Below are 18861 nucleotides of genomic sequence, written 5' to 3'. Positions count from 1 at the left end.
CTACACTGGTATACCATCTTCGGCGGCGTCAGAGGGGTAGAAGAGACAGAGCAAGCCCGCTCCCACATTGGAACGCATTCTCCTGTGGGAGCGGGCTTGCTCGCGAAGAGGCCGGACCAGACAACATCAAAACCGGTAGGCAAAAAAAGCCCCGCACTTCTTTCGAAGGCGGGGCTTTTCATCATTACTGCAATCAGAACAAATCGATCGGTGCCGCTTCATCCGCCGGCAGCGGGCTGCCCGGTACATTGCCGTTGCCCAGTTCGTTGACCGACGGGGGCGTGTCTTCAGCCTTGAACAGCTCGAAGTAGGCGCCAGGCGTGCCCGGGCTGGCTGCGCGCCCGCTGACCGGGTCGACGCGCAGGCTCAGGATGCCTTCCGGCTCTGGCTGCGTGTGCGGCGGTTTGCCTTTGAGCGCGGCGCCCATGTAGTTCATCCAGATCGGCAGCGCGACGGTGCCGCCGAATTCCTTGCGGCCCAGGCTTTCCGGCTGATCGAAACCGGTCCACACGGTCGTCACGTAATCGGCGTTGTAACCGGAGAACCAGGCGTCCTTCGATTCGTTGGTCGTGCCGGTCTTGCCGGCAATGTCAGGGCGGCCCAGGGCCAGCGCGCGGCGACCGGTGCCGAGCTTGATCACGTCCTCAAGCATGCTGTTGAGAATGAAGGTGGTACGTCCGTCGACAATGCGTTCGGCCACGGCCGGAGGTTGTGGCGCCGGCGTGGTGCCCGGGGCATCACCCGGCGTCACGTTGACCGTGAAGGCCTCGGCGACCGGTGCAGCAATGCCGTCACTCGCCGCGCCACCCTTGGGCACGCTTGGCGGGTTGGCGACGAACAGCGTGTCGCCGTTGCGGCTTTCGATCTTGTCGATGATGTACGGGGTGATCTTATAGCCACCGTTGGCGAAGGTGCTCCAGCCAGTGGCGATCTCCATTGGCGTCAGGGTCGCGGTGCCCAGGGCCAGCGACAGGTTGGGCGGCAGGTCCTGCTTGTTGAAACCAAAGCGCGTGATGTAGTCAATGGTCTTGCCAACGCCCATCGCCTGCAGCAAGCGGATCGACACCAGGTTGCGCGACTTGTACAGCGCTTCACGCAGGCGAATCGGGCCGAGGAAAGTGTTGGTGTCGTTTTTCGGGCGCCATACCTTGTCCAGGTACTCGTCGACAAACACGATCGGTGCGTCGTTCACCAGGCTGGAGGCCGTGAAGCCGTTATCCAGTGCGGCGCTGTAGACGAACGGTTTGAAGCTCGACCCCGGCTGGCGCTTGGCCTGCAATGCGCGGTTGTAGTTGCTCTGCTCGAAGGCGAAACCGCCGACCAGCGAACGAATGGCGCCGTTCTGTGGGTCCAGGGAAACCAGCGCGCCCTGGGCCTGCGGGATCTGGCTGAACTTCAGTGAATTGTCCGGCTGACGCTGCACGCGAATCAGATCGCCGACCTGCGCAACATCCGAAGGCTGCTTCGGATTGGCGCCCATGCTGTTGGTGTTCAGGAACGGACGGGCCCATTTCATGGTGTCCCAGCTCACGTGTTCCTGGCCGGTGCGGGTCAGTACTTGCAGGCCATTCTTGTCGACCTGGGTCACGATGGCCGGTTCCAGGCTGCTGATGGTGCGTTGTTTGGTCAGTTCGGTCGCCCAGGCTTCGCGAGTCTTGCCCGGCAGGCGCGACTCAGGCCCGCGATAGCCGTGGCGCTGATCGTAGGTCATCAGGCCTTCATGGACCGCGGTGTTGGCCAGCTCCTGGAGGTCGCTCGGCACCGTGGTGGTGACGCGGAAGCCTTCGGTATAGGCGTCGCTGCCATAACGTCCGACCATTTCGGCACGGGCCATTTCGGCGATGTACGGGGCGTTCACTTCCGGGGTCGGCACGTGATAGCTGGCGTTCAGTGGCTCGTTGACTGCAGTGGTGTAGTCGGCCTCGCTGATTTTCCCGAGCTTGTACATGCGCCCCAGGATCCAGTCGCGGCGCTCCTTGCTGCGCGCCGGGTTGGCCAGCGGGTTGAAGCGCGACGGCGCCTTGGGCAGGCCGGCAATCATCGCCATCTGCGCCAGGCTGACATCGCGGATCGATTTGCCGTAATAGACCTGCGCCGCCGCCTCGATGCCATAGGCGCGGTTACCCAGATAGATCTTGTTGACGTACAGCTCGAGGATCTCGTCCTTGGTCAGCTGCCGTTCGATCTGCAGGGCCAAAAGGATCTCGGTGGTCTTGCGCGAAAAGCTGCGTTCGCTGGTCAGGAAGAAGTTCTTCGCCACCTGCATGGTGATCGTGCTGCCGCCGGACTGGATGTGCCCGCTTTTGACCAGTTGGGTGGCGGCACGCATCAGGCTGCTGGGGTCGACGCCATAGTGGTTGGCGAAATTGTCGTCTTCAGCACTTAGTAACGCATTGATGAAATTGGGGGGAATGTCGGCGAAACGGATCGGTGTGCGGCGCATTTCGCCGAATTCTGCGATCAACTTGTTGTCGCTGCTGTAGACCCGCAGGGGAATCTGCAACTGGATGCTTCTCAGCGCCTCCACGGACGGTAATCCGGGACTAAGGTAGAGATACGCCCCGCTCAGACCCAGAAGGAGTCCGCAGAAAACCGCGACGATGGACCAACCGAAAAACTTCAGCAGACGAATCAAGGCTTTTGGATATCCAGGGCAAAAATGAATTGGGCAACAGGGTTCAAGCTAAATGAGAACGACCCGCGCTTGAGCAAATGCGGAAAAAAACGCTGGGCATTATAAGCATTTTTCTGCTCGGGAGCGTCATTGGCGCTGCTGTCAAGACGGGTGGATTGAACGCAATGGACATTGCAGAGTCCGTAACTCACGGATAGTCATAGGGAATTGGTAGTGCTAGGACTCTTCAACAAAAAATCCAATACGCTCCTGGGAATCGATATCAGCTCCACCTCGGTGAAACTTCTGGAGTTGAGCCGTCAGGGTGAGCGTTACCGGGTCGAGGCTTATGCGGTGGAGCCGTTGCCGGTCGGCGCGGTGATCGAAAAGAATATCGCTGAACTCGAAGGCGTGGGGTTGGCGCTCACTCGCGTGCTGGTCAAGGCCAGAACCGGCCTCAAGAACGTGGCGGTGGCCGTGGCAGGCTCGGCGGTCATCACCAAGACCATCGAGATGGATGCCGGTCTTTCCGACGACGAGATGGAAAGCCAGCTGAAGATCGAGGCTGATCAGTACATTCCTTATCCCCTGGACGAAGTCGCGATCGACTTTGAAGTCCAGGGCGCCTCGGTGCGCAATCCCGAGCGCGTCAATGTATTGCTCGCCGCTTGCCGCAAGGAAAACGTCGAGGTCCGCGAGGCAGTCCTGACACTGGCGGGGCTGACCGCCCGCGTGGTCGATGTCGAGGCCTACGCGCTGGAGCGCTCATTCGGGTTGCTGGCCAGTCGGCTCGCGGTTTCCCAGGAGCGTTTGACGGTCGCGGTGGTGGATATCGGCGCCACCATGACCACCCTGAGCGTGCTGCACGGCGGACGGATTATCTACACCCGCGAACAGCTGTTCGGCGGACGGCAGTTGACCGAGGAAATCCAGCGCCGCTACGGCCTGACGCTGGAACAGGCGGGCCAGGCGAAAAAGAAGGGCGGCCTGCCGGATGACTATGTCAGTGAGGTCTTGCAACCGTTTCGCGAAGCGCTGGTGCAGCAAGTGTCGCGTTCGTTGCAGTTCTTCTTTGCCGCCGGCCAGTACAACGCCGTCGACCATATCCTGCTCGCCGGCGGAACCGCGTCGGTCCCGGGGCTGGACCGTTTGATTGAGGAGCAATTGGGCACACCGACCCAGGTCGCGAACCCTTTTTCCGAAATGACTCTGGGCAGCAAGGTCAATGGTGCTGCCCTGGCGAGTGATGCTCCGGCGTTGATGATTGCCTGTGGTCTGGCCCTCAGGAGCTTCGACTGATGGCGCGGATCAACCTTTTACCCTGGCGCGAGGAGCGGCGTGAAGCCCGTCGCAAGCGCTTCCTGCTGACCATGATGGCCGTAGTGGCGGGCGCGGTGGGCGCGGTGCTAGTGGCGAATCAAGCCATCAGCGACGCCATCGACCGGCAAGTCGCCCGCAACGATTACATCGGCAAGCAAATTGCCGTGGTGGACGAGCGGATCAAACAGATCAGCGACCTCAAGGAGCGCCGTCAGCAACTCGTTGAGCGCATGCGCATCATCCAGGACCTGCAAGGTAATCGGTCGATCAGCGGGCGAATGTTTGACCAGTTGGCGCGCGCACTGCCCGATGGCGTGTACTTCACCGAAGTGAAAATGACCGGCAAGACCTTGTCCATCACCGGTGCGGCGCAATCCAACAACCGTGTTTCAGACTTGATGCGCAACCTGGAGGCGTCAGACTGGTTCGATGCGCCGAGCCTGACCGAGGTCAAGGCCACGACTGCCGGCCAGGTGGATCAGGTCAGTGTCTTCCAGTTGACCGTACGCCAGACTCGACCCGCAGCACCGGAGGGGGGCAAATGAGTCCGTCCGAGTGGTTCGAAGGGTTGCGCAAGATCGACATCAACGACCTGGATATCAACAACATCGGTTCCTGGCCGTCGGCGATCAAGATTCTGCTGGCCGGTTTGCTCATGCTCCTGGTACTGGCCCTGGGCTACAACTTTTCCACCCGCGAACTTGAAAGTCAGCTCGATCTCAAGCGCGAGGAAGAGTCGACGCTCAAGGAGCAGTTCGCCACCAAGGCGCGCGTGGCGGCGAACCTGGAGCTCTATACCCAACAGTTGAAAGAAATGGAGAACTCCTTCGGCGTGCTGTTGCGGCAATTGCCCAGTGATACCGAAGTCCCCGGCTTGCTGGAAGACATCACGCGTACGGGGCTGGGCAGTGGCCTGGAGTTCGAAGAGATCAAGCTGTTGCCGGAGGTCGCCCAGCCGTTCTACATCGAACTGCCAATCCAGATCACCGTCGTCGGTGCCTATCACGACCTGGCCACGTTCGTCAGCGGCGTGGCCGGATTGCCGCGCATCGTCACCCTGCATGACTTCGATCTTGCACCGGTCAACCCCGAAGGCGGGCCGAAGCTGCGCCTGAGCATCCTGGCGAAGACTTACCGCTACAACGACAAGGGGCCGCATCAATGAGCCGGGTTCGTTATGGGGTTATTGCGGTGTTGTCGGCTTTTCTCGGTGGTTGTGGCGCCAGCGATGATTTCAGTGATCTGGACGCGTACATGAACGAAATGCGCCTGCGCGCACCGGGCAGGATTGAACCAACGCCCACATTCCGGTCTTACCCGACATTCACTTACAACGCGGCGAAGCTGCGCAGCCCGTTTTCGCCACAGCTCAGGGTCGATCTGGCGGGGCGCAAGCACGGCTCGCGCAACGTCAAACCCGACCCCGATCGGGTCAAACAGTACCTCGAAGGTTTCAATATCGAGCAGTTTGAAATGGTCGGAACCCTGTCCAATACGACCGGCTCCTTTGCGTTGCTGCGAGGAGCGGGCGGGGTCCATCGGTTGAAAGTCGGCGATTACCTGGGGCGCAACGATGGGCGGATCGTCGCTATCAGCAGCTCCCGGGTCGATGTGATCGAAATCGTCCCCGATGGCGAGGGGGCCTGGCTGGAGCGTCCCCGGACCATCCCTTTGAAAGAGCACTCATAGTGGAACTCGAATAATGAACAGGATTTTCTCCACCTTCGGACTGTCGCTATGGATAGCGCTGTTGTCGCCGATGGTACAAGCGGCCAATCTCAAGGCGCTGGATGTCGCTGCGCTGCCGGGAGACCGTGTCGAGTTGAAGTTGTCTTTCGATGAGCCACCCCCGACGCCCCACGGCTACACGACGGAGTCGCCGGCCCGGATTGCGCTCGATTTGCCGGGTGTCGTCAGCCAGCTGACCAGCAAAACCCGCGACCTGGGCGACGGCAACGCTCGCAGCGCCACAGTGGTCGAGTCCAGGGATCGGGCGCGGTTGATCATCAATCTGGGTCAGCCGGCCCCTTACAGTTCGCGGGTCGAAGGCAACACGCTGTTCGTGGTGGTCGGGCAAGGGGCCAAAGGTCCGGCGCCCCGGTCGGTTGCCTCTCCAGCGCCAGCCCAGGTACGAACCGCGACTCCGACAGGCAAGATCATCCGCGGTGTGGATTTCCAGCGGGGAACCCAGGGCGAAGGCAACGTGGTGATCGACCTGTCGGACCCCTCGATTGCCCCGGATATCCAGGAGCGCGACGGAAAAATCATCCTCGGTTTCGCCAGGACCCGATTGCCTGAACCCTTGCGAGTTCGCCTGGATGTGAAGGATTTCGCCACCCCGGTGCAGTTCGTCAATGCCAGCGCCAGCGGCGACCGGGCCACCATCAGCATCGAACCCGGCGGCACCTTCGATTACTCGACCTACCAGACCGACAGTAAGCTCACGGTCAGCGTTCGCCCGGCGACGGTCGATGACCTGCAAAAGCGCAATGCCGGGCAACACGCCTACAGCGGCGAGAAGCTTTCGCTGAATTTCCAGGACATCGATGTGCGCTCGGTACTGCAACTGATCGCCGACTTCACCAATCTCAATCTGGTAGCCAGCGACACGGTGCAAGGGGGGATTACCCTGCGCCTGCAGAACGTGCCGTGGGACCAGGCGCTGGATCTGGTGCTGAAAACCAAGGGGCTGGACAAACGCAAGGTTGGCAATGTGCTGCTGGTCGCCCCGGCCGATGAAATTGCTGCCCGCGAGCGCCAGGAGCTGGAGTCGCAAAAGCAGATCGCCGACCTGGCGCCATTGCGTCGGGAGCTGTTGCAGGTCAACTACGCCAAAGCGGCGGATATCGCCAAGTTGTTCCAGTCGGTGACCAGTGCCGAAGCGAAGGCCGATGAGCGGGGTTCGATCACCGTCGATGAGCGCACCAACAACATCATTGCCTACCAGACCCAGGAACGGCTTGATGAGCTGCGCAGGATTGTCACGCAACTGGATATCCCGGTTCGCCAGGTGATGATCGAAGCGCGGATCGTCGAAGCCAACGTCGACTATGACAAAAGCCTCGGGGTGCGCTGGGGCGGTTCGATACAGAACAGGGGCAACTGGAACACCTCCGGCGTCAGCAATGGGGTCAATGGCTCGTCGACCATTGGCACGCCCGGCAGCACCAGCACCAACACACCGTTCGTCGACATGGGAGCGGTCAACAATACCTCGGGAATCGGCATCGCGTTCATCACTGACAATGTTTTGCTGGACCTGGAGCTGACGGCCATGGAGAAAACCGGCAACGGGGAAATTGTCTCGCAACCCAAGGTGGTCACGTCCGACAAGGAAACCGCCAAAATCCTCAAGGGCACCGAGATTCCCTATCAGGAAGCCAGCTCCAGCGGCGCGACTTCGGTGTCGTTCAAGGAGGCGTCGTTATCGCTTGAGGTGACGCCACAGATCACGCCAGACAACCGGATCATCATGGAGGTCAAGGTTACCAAGGACGAACCGGACTTCCTGAACAAGGTTCAGGATGTACCGCCGATCAAGAAAAACGAGGTCAATGCCAAGGTCCTGGTCAACGATGGCGAGACCATCGTCATTGGCGGGGTTTTCTCAAATACTCAGAGCAAGGTTGTAGATAAGGTGCCATTTCTTGGCGATGTGCCGTATCTTGGCCGCCTTTTCCGGCGTGATGTGGTTTCGGAGAAAAAATCCGAGCTGTTGGTATTCCTCACTCCGCGTATCATGAATAATCAGGCGATTGCTGTGAGTCATTGATTCTGTGCGAAATTTGATTCTTGTTGGACCGATGGGCGCTGGAAAAAGCACCATCGGCCGGTTGCTGGCCAAAGAGCTGCGCCTGCCGTTCAAAGATTCCGATAAGGAAATTGAATTGCGCACGGGCGCCAATATCCCTTGGATCTTCGATAAAGAAGGCGAACCGGGCTTTCGTGATCGCGAGCAGGCAATGATTGCCGAGCTGTGCGAATACGACGGAGTGGTGCTGGCGACAGGTGGTGGCGCGGTCATGCGCGAAGCCAATCGCCGCGCGCTGCATGCCGGTGGGCGGGTGGTTTATCTGCATGCGTCGGTCGAGCAGCAGGTCGGCCGCACGGCCCGCGACCGCAATCGGCCACTGCTGCGTACTGCCGATCCGGCCAAGACCCTGCGGGATCTGTTGGCGATCCGCGATCCGCTTTATCGGGAAATTGCCGACCTGGTGGTCGAAACCGATGAGCGGCCGCCACGAATGGTCGTACTCGACATTCTAGAGCGCTTGCAGCAGTTGCCACCCCGTTAAAGCGCCGCGCGAAATGCGCTATCCTCGGCGTCCCGCCATGACCGTTCAAGGTTGTGGCGGATGGCTAAGGAGCGGCGTCACACCAGCAGAGGCCGTGGACATTCGTTAACTCAGGCAGGACGCCTGATTCCATCTTCACTGTGGGGACACATGCAGACACTCAAGGTCGATCTAGGCGAGCGCAGCTACCCGATTCATATTGGCGAAGGTTTGTTGGATCAGCCTGAGCTGCTGGCCCCGCACATTCGTGGACGGCAAGTAGCGATCATCTCCAACGAGACTGTTGCGCCGCTCTATCTCGAGCGTCTGACCCGAAGCCTGGCGCAGTTCTCGGTGATTTCCGTGGTGCTGCCCGACGGCGAAGCCTTCAAGACCTGGGAAACCCTGCAACTGATTTTCGATGGTCTGCTGACTGCCCGGCATGACCGTCGCACCACGGTGATCGCCCTTGGTGGCGGTGTGATCGGTGACATGGCCGGCTTTGCCGCCGCCTGCTACCAGCGCGGCGTCGATTTCATCCAGGTTCCGACCACACTATTGTCGCAGGTCGACTCTTCGGTGGGCGGCAAGACCGGGATCAACCATCCGCTGGGCAAAAACATGGTCGGCGCCTTCTACCAGCCGAATGTCGTGCTGATCGATACCGCCAGCCTCAATACCCTGCCTGCCCGCGAACTGTCCGCCGGGCTGGCTGAAGTCATCAAGTACGGGCTGATCTGTGATGAGCCGTTCCTGACCTGGCTCGAAGACAACGTCGACCGCCTGCGCAATCTGGACCAGCAAGCCCTGACTTATGCGATCGAACGCTCCTGCGCAGCCAAGGCGGCGGTGGTCGGTGCCGATGAGAAAGAGACGGGTGTTCGTGCCACATTGAACCTCGGCCACACTTTCGGCCACGCCATTGAAACCCACATGGGCTATGGTGTGTGGCTACATGGTGAGGCAGTGGCTGCTGGCACCGTAATGGCACTGGAGATGTCCACGCGACTGGGCTGGATCAGCGAGCAGGAGCGCGATCGTGGCATTCGTCTGTTCCAGCGTGCGGGGCTGCCGGTCATTCCGCCAGAAGAGATGACAGAAGCCGATTTCCTCGAACATATGTCCATTGATAAAAAAGTGATCGACGGTCGTTTGCGCCTGGTGCTGCTGCGCCACATGGGTGAAGCGGTGGTGACCGACGATTATCCGAAAGAGGTTCTACAGGCCACGCTGGGGGCAGACTACCGCGCCCTGGCCCAGCTTAAAGGTTAATAAGAACACGATGACTAGTTTGCATGCCGACGAGGCTTTCCTCGGCCATTACCAGTTGAGTCATGACCCTTTTGCTCCACGGGTGCCTGGCTTCAAATTTTTCCCGGCCCAGCGCAAACCGGTGCTGGGGCAACTGCATCACCTGGCCCGTTACAGTCAGTTGCTGCTGGTGGTCACCGGCCCCGAGGGCAGTGGCAAGACCCTGCTGCGTCAGGCCCTGGTCGCCAGCACCAACAAGCAATCGGTACAAAGTGTGGTGGTTTCTGCCCGCGGCGCCGGCGATGCGGCCGGAGTGTTGCGCCAGGTGGCTCAGGCGCTGAACGTTGGCCAGGCCGATGTCGACGCTATCCTGGCTCAAGTGGTGCAGCTTGCCCTGACCGGGCAGGAAGTCTATTTGCTGGTCGATGACGCCGAACAGCTGGAAGAGTCTGCCCTTGAGGCTCTGTTGGTCCTGGCGGCCGGCGCGCCTGAAGGCCGTCCGCATGTGTTCTTGTTCGGTGAAACCTCGCTGATTGCTCAATTGGATCAGTTGAGTCTCGAAGAAGAGCGCTTCCACGTCATCGAACTGCAACCCTACACCGAGGAAGAAACCCGCGAATATCTGGAACAGCGGCTCGAAGGTGCTGGCCGCGGTATCGAACTTTTCACCGCGGATCAGATCTCTGATATTCACGAAAGCTCCGAAGGTTGGCCTGGAAGCATCAATCAGGTCGCCCGCGATGCAATGATCGAAGCCATGATCGCCAGCCGCTCAGCGGTCAAGCGTCCAAAAATGGGGTTCAATATGCCGAAGAAACACGTGTTGGCGATTTCCGCCGTGGTCGTGGTCGCGGTAGCTGCCGCCTGGTTGATGCCGGGTCGCAACAAGGCACCGACCACGGGTGCACCGGCCAACGAACAGGCGCAATTGCCGCTGGGTCAGGGGCAGCCAACAGCGAATGGCGGTGCTCCGGCCGTCGAATTCGCCGGTAACACACAGCCGATGCCGTTGCCGTTGGTCGGTAACTCGCAGCCGGTCATGCGCAGTCCGCTGGCGGAAGCGGCGGGTGGAATTACTGAAGGCGACGACGGCGTGCCGGTCGAAGGCTCCAGCGCCACACCGCCGACGGTGACCACCACTGCGCCGCCTGTGGGCGTTCCGGCCGGTCCTGCACCGACACCAGCGGCCAAGCCGACGCCGGCGCCGACTCAGGTCGCCACCGCCAAGCCAGCGCCTGCTCCTGTGGCCAAGCCTGCTCCAGCGCCAGCCAAACCGGCCGTTGCGGCGGCGGCCAAGCCTGCCGAAAAACCAGCCCCGGCAGCCAAGGCGGCCGGTGGTACCTGGTACGCCGGTCAGGCGCCTGGTAACTACGTGGTGCAGATCCTCGGCACCAGCTCCGAAGCGGCCGCGCAAAACTTCGTCAAAGAGCAGGGCGGCGAGTACCGTTACTTCAAGAAAGTCCTCAACGGCAAGCCGCTCTTCGTGATCACCTACGGCAACTTCGCCAATCGTGATGCAGCCGTTTCCGCCATCAAGGCCTTGCCAGCGAAGGTTCAGGCTGGTAAACCTTGGCCTCGCACTGTCGCCAGCGTCCAACAGGAACTGGCAACAACTCGCTGAAGATTCGGCGGCCTTACCCAGGCCGCCTCTCCAAGCACCTCAAAATTTCTACAAGTGCGCGCTGCCCTACGGGTCGCGTGCCTTGTGGTGTCTGCGTCACAGTAGTCTTTGAGTCGTTGCGGTCAAAATTAAAAAAGTTTTGACTAGCACAGCAGATCGCTTTAAACCTTTCACAAATGCGACATAGATTTGCGACATTTCGTCGTCAAATTTGTGAGGCCAAGTGTCGGTGTGTACAATGACCTCCCTTTTGTCCCCGCAAAGCTGGCGTACGTTCGGCGCGGATGGCAAGTGGTTGAATTGAAAAGAAATTTGCCTCGATCAGAGGCAGCCTGGTGAGAAAGTGTCTATGAAAGCAGGTCTGTACCAACCAGATGAATTCAAGGATAACTGCGGTTTCGGCCTGATAGCCCATATGCAGGGCGAGCCCAGTCATACCCTATTGCAAACGGCCATTGAGGCCCTGACCTGCATGACCCACCGCGGTGGGATTAATGCCGACGGCAAGACCGGTGACGGTTGCGGTCTGCTGATTCAAAAGCCGGACGTGTTCCTGCGAGCCATCGCCCAGGAAACCTTCGGCGTCGAAATGCCCAGGCAATACGCCGTGGGCATGGTCTTCTTCAACCAGGACCCGGTCAAAGCCGAAGCCGCTCGCGAGAACATGAACCGCGAGATCCTGGCCGCCGGCTTGCAGCTGGTCGGCTGGCGCAAAGTGCCGATCGACACCAGCGTCCTCGGCCGCCTGGCCCTTGAGCGCCTGCCACAGATCGAGCAAGTGTTCATCGGCGGTGAAGGCCTGAGCGACCAGGACATGGCGGTCAAGCTGTTCACTTCCCGTCGTCGTTCGTCCGTGGCCAACGCCGCCGACACCGACCACTACGTCTGCAGCTTTTCGCACAAGACCATCATTTATAAAGGCCTGATGATGCCGGCGGACTTGACCGCCTTCTATCCGGACCTGAGCGATGAGCGCCTGCAAACTTCGATTTGCGTGTTCCACCAGCGCTTCTCCACCAACACCCTGCCGAAATGGCCGCTGGCTCAACCGTTCCGCTTCCTGGCGCACAACGGCGAGATCAACACCATCACCGGCAACCGCAACTGGGCCGTGGCCCGTCGCACCAAGTTCACCAACGATCTGATGGACCTGGAAGAGCTCGGCCCGCTGGTCAACCGCGTCGGTTCCGACTCCTCGAGCATGGACAACATGCTGGAGCTGATGGTCACCGGCGGCATCGACCTGTTCCGTGGCGTGCGGATGATCATTCCGCCAGCGTGGCAGAACGTCGAGACCATGGACCCGGACCTGCGGGCGTTCTACGAATACAACTCGATGCACATGGAACCGTGGGACGGCCCGGCCGGCGTGGTAATGACCGATGGTCGCTACGCGGTGTGCCTGCTCGACCGTAACGGTCTGCGTCCGGCGCGTTGGGTCACCACCAAGAACGGCTTCATTACCCTGGCCTCGGAAATCGGTGTCTGGAACTACCAGCCTGAAGACGTGATCGCCAAGGGCCGTGTGGGACCTGGCCAGATCTTTGCCGTGGACACCGAAACCGGTCAGATCCTCGACACCGATGCGATCGACAACCGTCTGAAGTCGCGTCATCCGTACAAGCAATGGCTGCGCAAGAATGCCCTGCGCATCCAGGCGACCATGGAAGACAACGACCACGGTTCGGCGTTCTACGACGTCGACCAGCTCAAGCAATACATGAAGATGTACCAGGTCACGTTCGAAGAGCGCGACCAGGTGCTGCGTCCGCTCGGCGAACAGGGCTACGAAGCCGTGGGCTCGATGGGCGACGATACGCCGATGGCCGTGCTGTCCCAGCGCGTGCGCACGCCGTACGACTATTTCCGCCAGCAGTTCGCGCAGGTCACCAACCCGCCGATCGACCCGCTGCGTGAAGCCATCGTCATGTCGCTGGAAATCTGCCTCGGTGCCGAGCGCAACATTTTCCAGGAGTCGCCGGAACACGCTTCACGCGTGATCCTCAGCTCGCCGGTTATTTCCCCGGCCAAATGGCGCTCGCTGATGAATCTCGACCGTCCGGGCTTCGAGCGCGCGATCATCGACCTCAACTACGACGAAAGCGTCGGCCTCGAAGCGGCCATCCGCAATGTGGCCGATCAGGCTGAAGAAGCCGTGCGCGCCGGTCGTACCCAGGTCGTGCTGAGTGACCGTCACATTGCCCCGGGCAAGTTGCCAATCCACGCTTCGCTCGCCACCGGCGCGGTGCACCACCGCCTGACCGAAAAAGGCCTGCGTTGCGATTCGAACATCCTGGTGGAAACCGCGACCGCTCGCGATCCGCATCACTTCGCCGTGTTGATCGGTTTCGGCGCCTCTGCCGTTTACCCGTTCCTGGCCTATGAAGTGCTGGGCGACCTGATCCGTACCGGTGAAGTGCTGGGCGACCTCTATGAGGTGTTCAAGAACTACCGTAAAGGCATCACCAAGGGCCTGCTGAAGATCCTGTCGAAGATGGGTATCTCGACCATTACTTCGTACCGTGGTGCGCAGTTGTTCGAGGCCATCGGCCTGTCCGAGGAAGTCTGCAACCTGAGCTTCCGTGGCGTGCCGAGCCGCATCAAGGGTGCGCGTTTCGTCGACATCGAAGCCGAGCAGAAAGCGCTGGCCAGCGAAGCCTGGAGCCCGCGCAAGCCGATCCAGCAGGGTGGTTTGCTGAAGTTCGTCCACGGTGGCGAATATCATGCGTACAACCCGGACGTGGTCAACACCCTGCAAGCCGCTGTGCAGCAGGGTGACTACAGCAAGTTCAAGGAATACACGTCGCTGGTGGACAACCGCCCGGTGTCGATGATCCGTGACCTGCTGAAAGTCAAAACCCTCGACACGCCGCTGGATATGAGCGAAATCGAACCGCTGGAGTCGGTACTCAAGCGTTTCGACTCCGCCGGTATCTCGCTGGGCGCCCTGTCGCCGGAAGCTCACGAAGCCCTGGCCGAAGCCATGAACCGCCTGGGTGCGCGTTCCAACTCCGGTGAAGGCGGTGAAGACCCGGCGCGCTACGGCACCATCAAGAGCTCGAAAATCAAGCAGGTCGCTACCGGCCGCTTCGGTGTGACCCCGGAATACCTGGTCAACGCCGAAGTGCTGCAGATCAAGGTCGCCCAGGGCGCCAAGCCGGGCGAGGGTGGTCAACTGCCGGGCGGTAAAGTGAACGGTCTGATCGCCAAGCTGCGTTATGCAGTGCCAGGCGTGACCCTGATTTCGCCACCGCCGCACCACGACATCTATTCGATCGAAGACTTGTCGCAGCTGATTTTCGACTTGAAACAGGTCAACCCGCAGGCGCTGGTCTCGGTGAAGCTGGTAGCTGAAGCGGGCGTCGGCACCATCGCTGCCGGTGTGGCCAAGGCCTATGCGGACTTGATCACCATCTCTGGCTACGACGGTGGTACCGGTGCATCGCCGCTGACCTCGATCAAATACGCGGGCGCTCCGTGGGAACTCGGCCTGGCCGAAACCCACCAGACCCTGCGCGGCAACGACCTGCGTGGCAAGGTTCGAGTACAAACCGACGGCGGCCTGAAAACCGGCCTCGACGTGATCAAGGCAGCCATCCTCGGCGCTGAAAGCTTCGGCTTCGGCACCGCGCCGATGATCGCCCTGGGTTGCAAATACCTGCGCATCTGCCACCTGAACAACTGCGCCACCGGCGTCGCGACTCAGAACGAGAAGCTGCGCAAGGACCACTACATCGGTACCGTCGACATGGTGGTGAACTTCTTCACCTACGTCGCCGAAGAAACCCGTGAGTGGCTGGCCAAGCTGGGCGTGCGCTCCCTTGAAGAGCTGATCGGCCGTACCGATCTGCTGGAAGTTCTCGAAGGCCAGACCGCCAAGCAACATCACCTGGACCTGACCCCGTTGCTGGGCAGCGACCACGTGCCGGCGGACAAACCGCAGTTCTGTGGCGTAGAGCGTAACCCGCCGTTCGACAAAGGCCTGCTGGCCGAGAAAATGGTCGCCATGGCCACTTCGGCGATCAACGACCTGAGCGGTGCCGAGTTCGACTTGGAAATCTGCAACTGCGACCGTTCCATCGGTGCACGGATCTCCGGCGAAATCGCGCGCAAGCACGGCAACCAGGGCATGGCCAACGCGCCGATCACGTTCCGCTTCAAAGGCACGGCCGGGCAGAGTTTCGGCGTGTGGAACGCCGGTGGTCTGAACATGTACCTGGAAGGCGACGCCAACGACTACGTCGGCAAGGGCATGACCGGCGGCAAGCTGGTGATCGTTCCGCCGAAGGGCAGCGTCTACCGCACTCAGGACAGTGCCATCATCGGCAACACCTGCCTGTACGGCGCCACCGGCGGCAAGCTGTTCGCTGCCGGCACCGCGGGCGAGCGTTTCGCCGTGCGTAACTCCGGGGCCCACACCGTGGTGGAAGGCACTGGCGATCACTGCTGTGAGTACATGACCGGTGGCTTCGTCTGCGTATTGGGCAAGACCGGTTACAACTTCGGCTCTGGCATGACCGGCGGTTTCGCCTACGTGCTCGACCAGGACAACAGTTTCGTTGACCGGGTCAACCACGAACTGGTGGAAATCCAGCGGATCAGCGGCGAGGCGATGGAAGCCTACCGTAGCCACCTGCAACGCGTGCTGAACGAGTACGTCGAGGAGACCGACAGCGAGTGGGGTCGTGAACTCGCCGAGAACCTCGATGATTACGTGCGTCGTTTCTGGCTGGTCAAGCCCAAGGCTGCCAACCTGAAATCGTTGCTTTCCAGCACCCGTGCCAACCCGCAGTGATATGCGCCTGAAGAGTTTGATGAGGTTTTAAAATGGCTGAACGTCTGAATAATGACTTCCAGTTCATCGAGGTCGGGCGCAAGGATCCGAAGAAGAAACTGTTGCGTCAACGCAAGAAAGAGTTCGTGGAAATCTACGAACCCTTCAAACCCCAGCAGTCGGCCGACCAGGCCCACCGCTGCCTGGGTTGCGGTAACCCGTATTGCGAATGGAAGTGCCCGGTGCACAACTTCATTCCCAACTGGCTGAAACTGGTGGCCGAGGGCAACATCCTCCAGGCCGCCGAGCTGTCGCACCAGACCAACACCCTGCCGGAAGTCTGCGGCCGGGTGTGTCCGCAGGACCGTTTGTGCGAGGGTGCCTGCACCCTCAACGACGGCTTCGGCGCGGTGACCATCGGTTCGGTGGAGAAGTACATCACCGACACCGCGTTTGCCATGGGCTGGCGCCCGGACATGTCCAAGGTCAAGCCGACCGGCAAGCGTGTCGCGATCATCGGTGCCGGGCCTGCTGGCCTGGGGTGCGCCGACGTGCTGGTGCGTGGCGGCGTGACCCCGGTGGTATTCGACAAGAACCCGGAAATCGGCGGTCTGCTGACCTTCGGCATTCCCGAGTTCAAGCTGGAAAAGACCGTGCTGAGCAATCGCCGCGAAGTCTTCACTGGTATGGGCATCGAGTTCCGCCTCAACACCGAGGTGGGCAAGGACGTGACCATGGAGCAACTGCTCGAAGAATACGATGCCGTATTCATGGGCATGGGCACCTACACCTACATGAAGGGCGGTTTTGCCGGTGAAGACCTGCCGGGCGTGTACGACGCGCTGGACTTCCTGATCGCCAACGTCAACCGCAACCTGGGCTTTGAAAAGTCGCCGGAAGATTTCGTCGACATGAAAGGCAAGAAGGTCGTGGTCCTGGGCGGCGGCGATACGGCGATGGACTGCAACCGCACCTCGATCCGCCAGGGCGCCAAGTCGGTGACCTGCGCCTATCGTCGCGACGAAGCGAACATGCCGGGCTCGCGCAAAGAGGTGAAGAACGCCAAGGAAGAAGGCGTGAAGTTCCTCTACAACCGCCAGCCGATCGCCATTGTCGGCGAGGACAAGGTTGAAGGCGTGAAGGTGGTCGAGACCCGTCTCGGTGAGCCGGACGCCCGTGGCCGTCGCAGCCCCGAGCCGATCCCGGGCTCCGAAGAGATCATCCCGGCCGACGCCGTGGTCATCGCATTCGGTTTCCGCCCGAGCCCGGCGCCGTGGTTCGAGCAGTTCGAGATCCAGACCGACAGCCAGGGCCGCGTTGTGGCACCGGAACAAGGCCAGTACAAGCACCAGACCAGCAACCCGAAAATCTTTGCCGGTGGCGATATGGTGCGCGGTTCCGACCTGGTGGTGACGGCGATCTTCGAAGGCCGCAATGCGGCGGAAGGGATCCTGGATTACCTGGGCGTCTGATCAAAAAGCTTCGCTGGCAAGCCAGCTCCTACAGGATTGCGCAAGACCTGTAGGAGCCGGCTTGCCGGCGAAGAGGCCGGTCGAATCAACACAGATTTAGCGCGTGCAGACCGCGACAAATTGACCCGATAGACAAAAGGCTCCGCTCTTGCCGTGCCTTTTGTGCCGCGCTCTGAGAAAATACCCGCACTTTTTTTCCGGATGCCGACATGACTGCCCTGAAGAACGACCGTTTTCTCCGCGCCCTGCTCAAGCAACCCGTAGACGTCACTCCTGTGTGGATGATGCGTCAGGCCGGTCGCTACCTGCCTGAATACCGCGCCAGCCGTGCCAAGGCCGGCGACTTCATGAGCCTGTGCATGAACCCGGCGTTCGCTTGCGAAGTCACGATGCAGCCGCTCGACCGCTATCCGCAACTGGATGCGGCGATCCTCTTTTCCGACATCCTGACCATCCCCGATGCCATGGGCCAGGGCCTGTACTTCGAATCCGGCGAAGGTCCGCGCTTCAAGAAAGTCGTCAGCACCCTGGCCGACATCGAAGCCCTGCCGATTCCCGATCCACAGAAAGACCTGGGCTACGTGATGGACGCGGTCAGCACCATCCGTCGCGAGCTGAACGGCCGTGTGCCGCTGATCGGCTTCTCCGGCAGCCCGTGGACCCTGGCGACCTACATGGTCGAAGGCGGCTCGTCGAAAGACTTCCGCAAAACCAAGTCCATGCTCTACGACAACCCGCAAGCCATGCACCTGTTGCTGGATAAACTCGCGCAGTCGGTCACCAGCTATCTCAATGGCCAGATCCTGGCCGGTGCACAAGCAGTGCAGATTTTCGACACCTGGGGCGGCAACCTGTCCGCCGCGGCGTATCAGGAGTTCTCCCTGGCCTACATGAAGAAAATCGTCAGCGGTTTGATCCGCGAGCATGAAGGTCGCAAAGTGCCGGTGATCCTGTTCACCAAGAACGGCGGCCTGTGGCTGGAAAGCATTGCCGAAGCGGGCGCCGATGCGTTGGGCCTGGACTGGACCTGCGACATCGGCAACGCCCGCGCCCGTGTCGGCGATAAGGTCGCGCTGCAAGGGAACATGGACCCGACTGTGCTCTACGCCAAACCGGAAGCCATTCGCGCTGAAGTCGGGCGTATTCTCGCCAGCTACGGCAAAGGCAGCGGCCACGTGTTCAACCTCGGTCATGGCATTACACCGGAAGTCGATCCGGAACATGCTGGCGCGTTCCTGCGTGCGGTACATGAGCTGTCGGCGCAGTATCACGAATAGCAATTGCCCGGTTTCAAAAAAGCCTGTCCCGCCTCGTGCCGGACAGGCTTTTTTGTGCCGTTTAAAGGCTCAATCGATAAAGCATCTCTTGCTGTAAGAATGTTTTCTTTCTTTGTCGGACCGAGGAATGAAGAGACTGTTCCTGCCTCGCACGGTGATTACTCCTACATAGAATTTTCTTCCATCCCCGTAAGGTTCCAGGCCCTTGTCCGGCGTATCGCCGAACAATCACGAAGCGAACAGGGACGCTCACAAGGC

Annotated in this window: 12 protein-coding genes; 11 read left to right on the top strand and 1 reads right to left on the bottom strand. The window is 60.5% G+C overall.

The genetic code is table 11. From position 1 onward, the window contains the following. Positions 1–193: 193 nt before the first annotated feature. Complete coding sequence (locus AC07XF_RS21515; protein WP_495028075.1) at positions 194–2632, bottom strand: penicillin-binding protein 1A; 2439 nt, start codon at positions 2630–2632, stop codon at positions 194–196. A 216-nt stretch (positions 2633–2848) separates the two neighbouring features. On the opposite strand from AC07XF_RS21515, the gene AC07XF_RS21510 reads away from it, so the two are divergent. The 11 genes from AC07XF_RS21510 to hemE all read left to right on the top strand — a co-directional run bounded on the left by AC07XF_RS21510 (position 2849) and on the right by hemE (position 18603). Beyond that, a complete protein-coding gene (locus tag AC07XF_RS21510) occupies positions 2849–3913 on the top strand; it encodes a pilus assembly protein PilM (protein WP_495028073.1) in 1065 nt (354 codons plus the stop codon). Further along, entirely contained in the window at positions 3913–4479 is a 567-nt protein-coding gene (locus AC07XF_RS21505; RefSeq protein WP_495028072.1) for a PilN domain-containing protein, read from the top strand. Before AC07XF_RS21510 ends, AC07XF_RS21505 begins: the two co-directional genes overlap by 1 nt. After that, positions 4476–5099: a type 4a pilus biogenesis protein PilO gene (gene pilO, locus AC07XF_RS21500; protein ID WP_495028071.1), complete on the top strand. Its 624-nt coding sequence runs from the start codon at positions 4476–4478 to the stop codon at positions 5097–5099. The genes AC07XF_RS21505 and pilO overlap by 4 nt, the downstream gene beginning before the upstream one ends. Then, entirely contained in the window at positions 5096–5623 is a 528-nt protein-coding gene (locus AC07XF_RS21495) for a pilus assembly protein PilP (protein WP_495028070.1), read from the top strand. Before pilO ends, AC07XF_RS21495 begins: the two co-directional genes overlap by 4 nt. A 13-nt stretch (positions 5624–5636) precedes the next feature. After that, the gene (locus AC07XF_RS21490) at positions 5637–7706 is read left to right on the top strand and encodes a type IV pilus secretin PilQ (protein ID WP_495028069.1); all 2070 of its coding nucleotides are present in this window, start codon (positions 5637–5639) and stop codon (positions 7704–7706) included. Positions 7707–7710: 4 nt separating this feature from the next. Further along, complete coding sequence (gene aroK, locus AC07XF_RS21485) at positions 7711–8229, top strand: shikimate kinase AroK (RefSeq protein ID WP_033063498.1); 519 nt, start codon at positions 7711–7713, stop codon at positions 8227–8229. A gap of 150 nt (positions 8230–8379) precedes the next feature. Further along, positions 8380–9480 carry a 3-dehydroquinate synthase gene (aroB, locus tag AC07XF_RS21480; protein WP_007999227.1) on the top strand — a complete coding sequence of 367 codons (1101 nt, stop codon included), beginning with the start codon at positions 8380–8382 and terminating at the stop codon, positions 9478–9480. A gap of 10 nt (positions 9481–9490) precedes the next feature. Further along, complete coding sequence (locus AC07XF_RS21475; protein ID WP_495028068.1) at positions 9491–11080, top strand: AAA family ATPase; 1590 nt, start codon at positions 9491–9493, stop codon at positions 11078–11080. 349 nt (positions 11081–11429) lie between these two features. Then, on the top strand, positions 11430–15875 hold the full coding sequence (gene gltB / locus AC07XF_RS21470; RefSeq protein ID WP_495028067.1) for a glutamate synthase large subunit: 4446 nt from the start codon (positions 11430–11432) through the stop codon (positions 15873–15875). Between the two features lie 32 nt (positions 15876–15907). Next, the gene (locus AC07XF_RS21465; protein WP_007975602.1) at positions 15908–17326 is read left to right on the top strand and encodes an FAD-dependent oxidoreductase; all 1419 of its coding nucleotides are present in this window, start codon (positions 15908–15910) and stop codon (positions 17324–17326) included. A gap of 209 nt (positions 17327–17535) precedes the next feature. Beyond that, the gene (hemE, locus tag AC07XF_RS21460) at positions 17536–18603 is read left to right on the top strand and encodes a uroporphyrinogen decarboxylase (RefSeq protein WP_495028066.1); all 1068 of its coding nucleotides are present in this window, start codon (positions 17536–17538) and stop codon (positions 18601–18603) included. Positions 18604–18861 lie beyond the last annotated feature (258 nt).

This window comes from Pseudomonas sp. GW821-FHT01C01 (genome assembly GCF_059422645.1).
Note: the sequence above shows the minus strand (reverse complement) of the source record. Positions and strands in the feature narration are given on the sequence as shown.

What these genes read in the sequence shown, in the direction of transcription:
- gltB (WP_495028067.1), top strand. Translation starts at nt 11,430, where the DNA reads ATGAAAGCAGGTCTGTACCAACCAGATGAATTCAAGGATAACTGCGGT.
- pilO (WP_495028071.1), top strand. Translation starts at nt 4,476, where the DNA reads ATGAGTCCGTCCGAGTGGTTCGAAGGGTTGCGCAAGATCGACATCAAC.
- hemE (WP_495028066.1), top strand. Translation starts at nt 17,536, where the DNA reads ATGACTGCCCTGAAGAACGACCGTTTTCTCCGCGCCCTGCTCAAGCAA.
- AC07XF_RS21490 (WP_495028069.1), top strand. Translation starts at nt 5,637, where the DNA reads ATGAACAGGATTTTCTCCACCTTCGGACTGTCGCTATGGATAGCGCTG.
- AC07XF_RS21475 (WP_495028068.1), top strand. Translation starts at nt 9,491, where the DNA reads ATGACTAGTTTGCATGCCGACGAGGCTTTCCTCGGCCATTACCAGTTG.
- AC07XF_RS21495 (WP_495028070.1), top strand. Translation starts at nt 5,096, where the DNA reads ATGAGCCGGGTTCGTTATGGGGTTATTGCGGTGTTGTCGGCTTTTCTC.
- AC07XF_RS21505 (WP_495028072.1), top strand. Translation starts at nt 3,913, where the DNA reads ATGGCGCGGATCAACCTTTTACCCTGGCGCGAGGAGCGGCGTGAAGCC.
- AC07XF_RS21465 (WP_007975602.1), top strand. Translation starts at nt 15,908, where the DNA reads ATGGCTGAACGTCTGAATAATGACTTCCAGTTCATCGAGGTCGGGCGC.
- aroB (WP_007999227.1), top strand. Translation starts at nt 8,380, where the DNA reads ATGCAGACACTCAAGGTCGATCTAGGCGAGCGCAGCTACCCGATTCAT.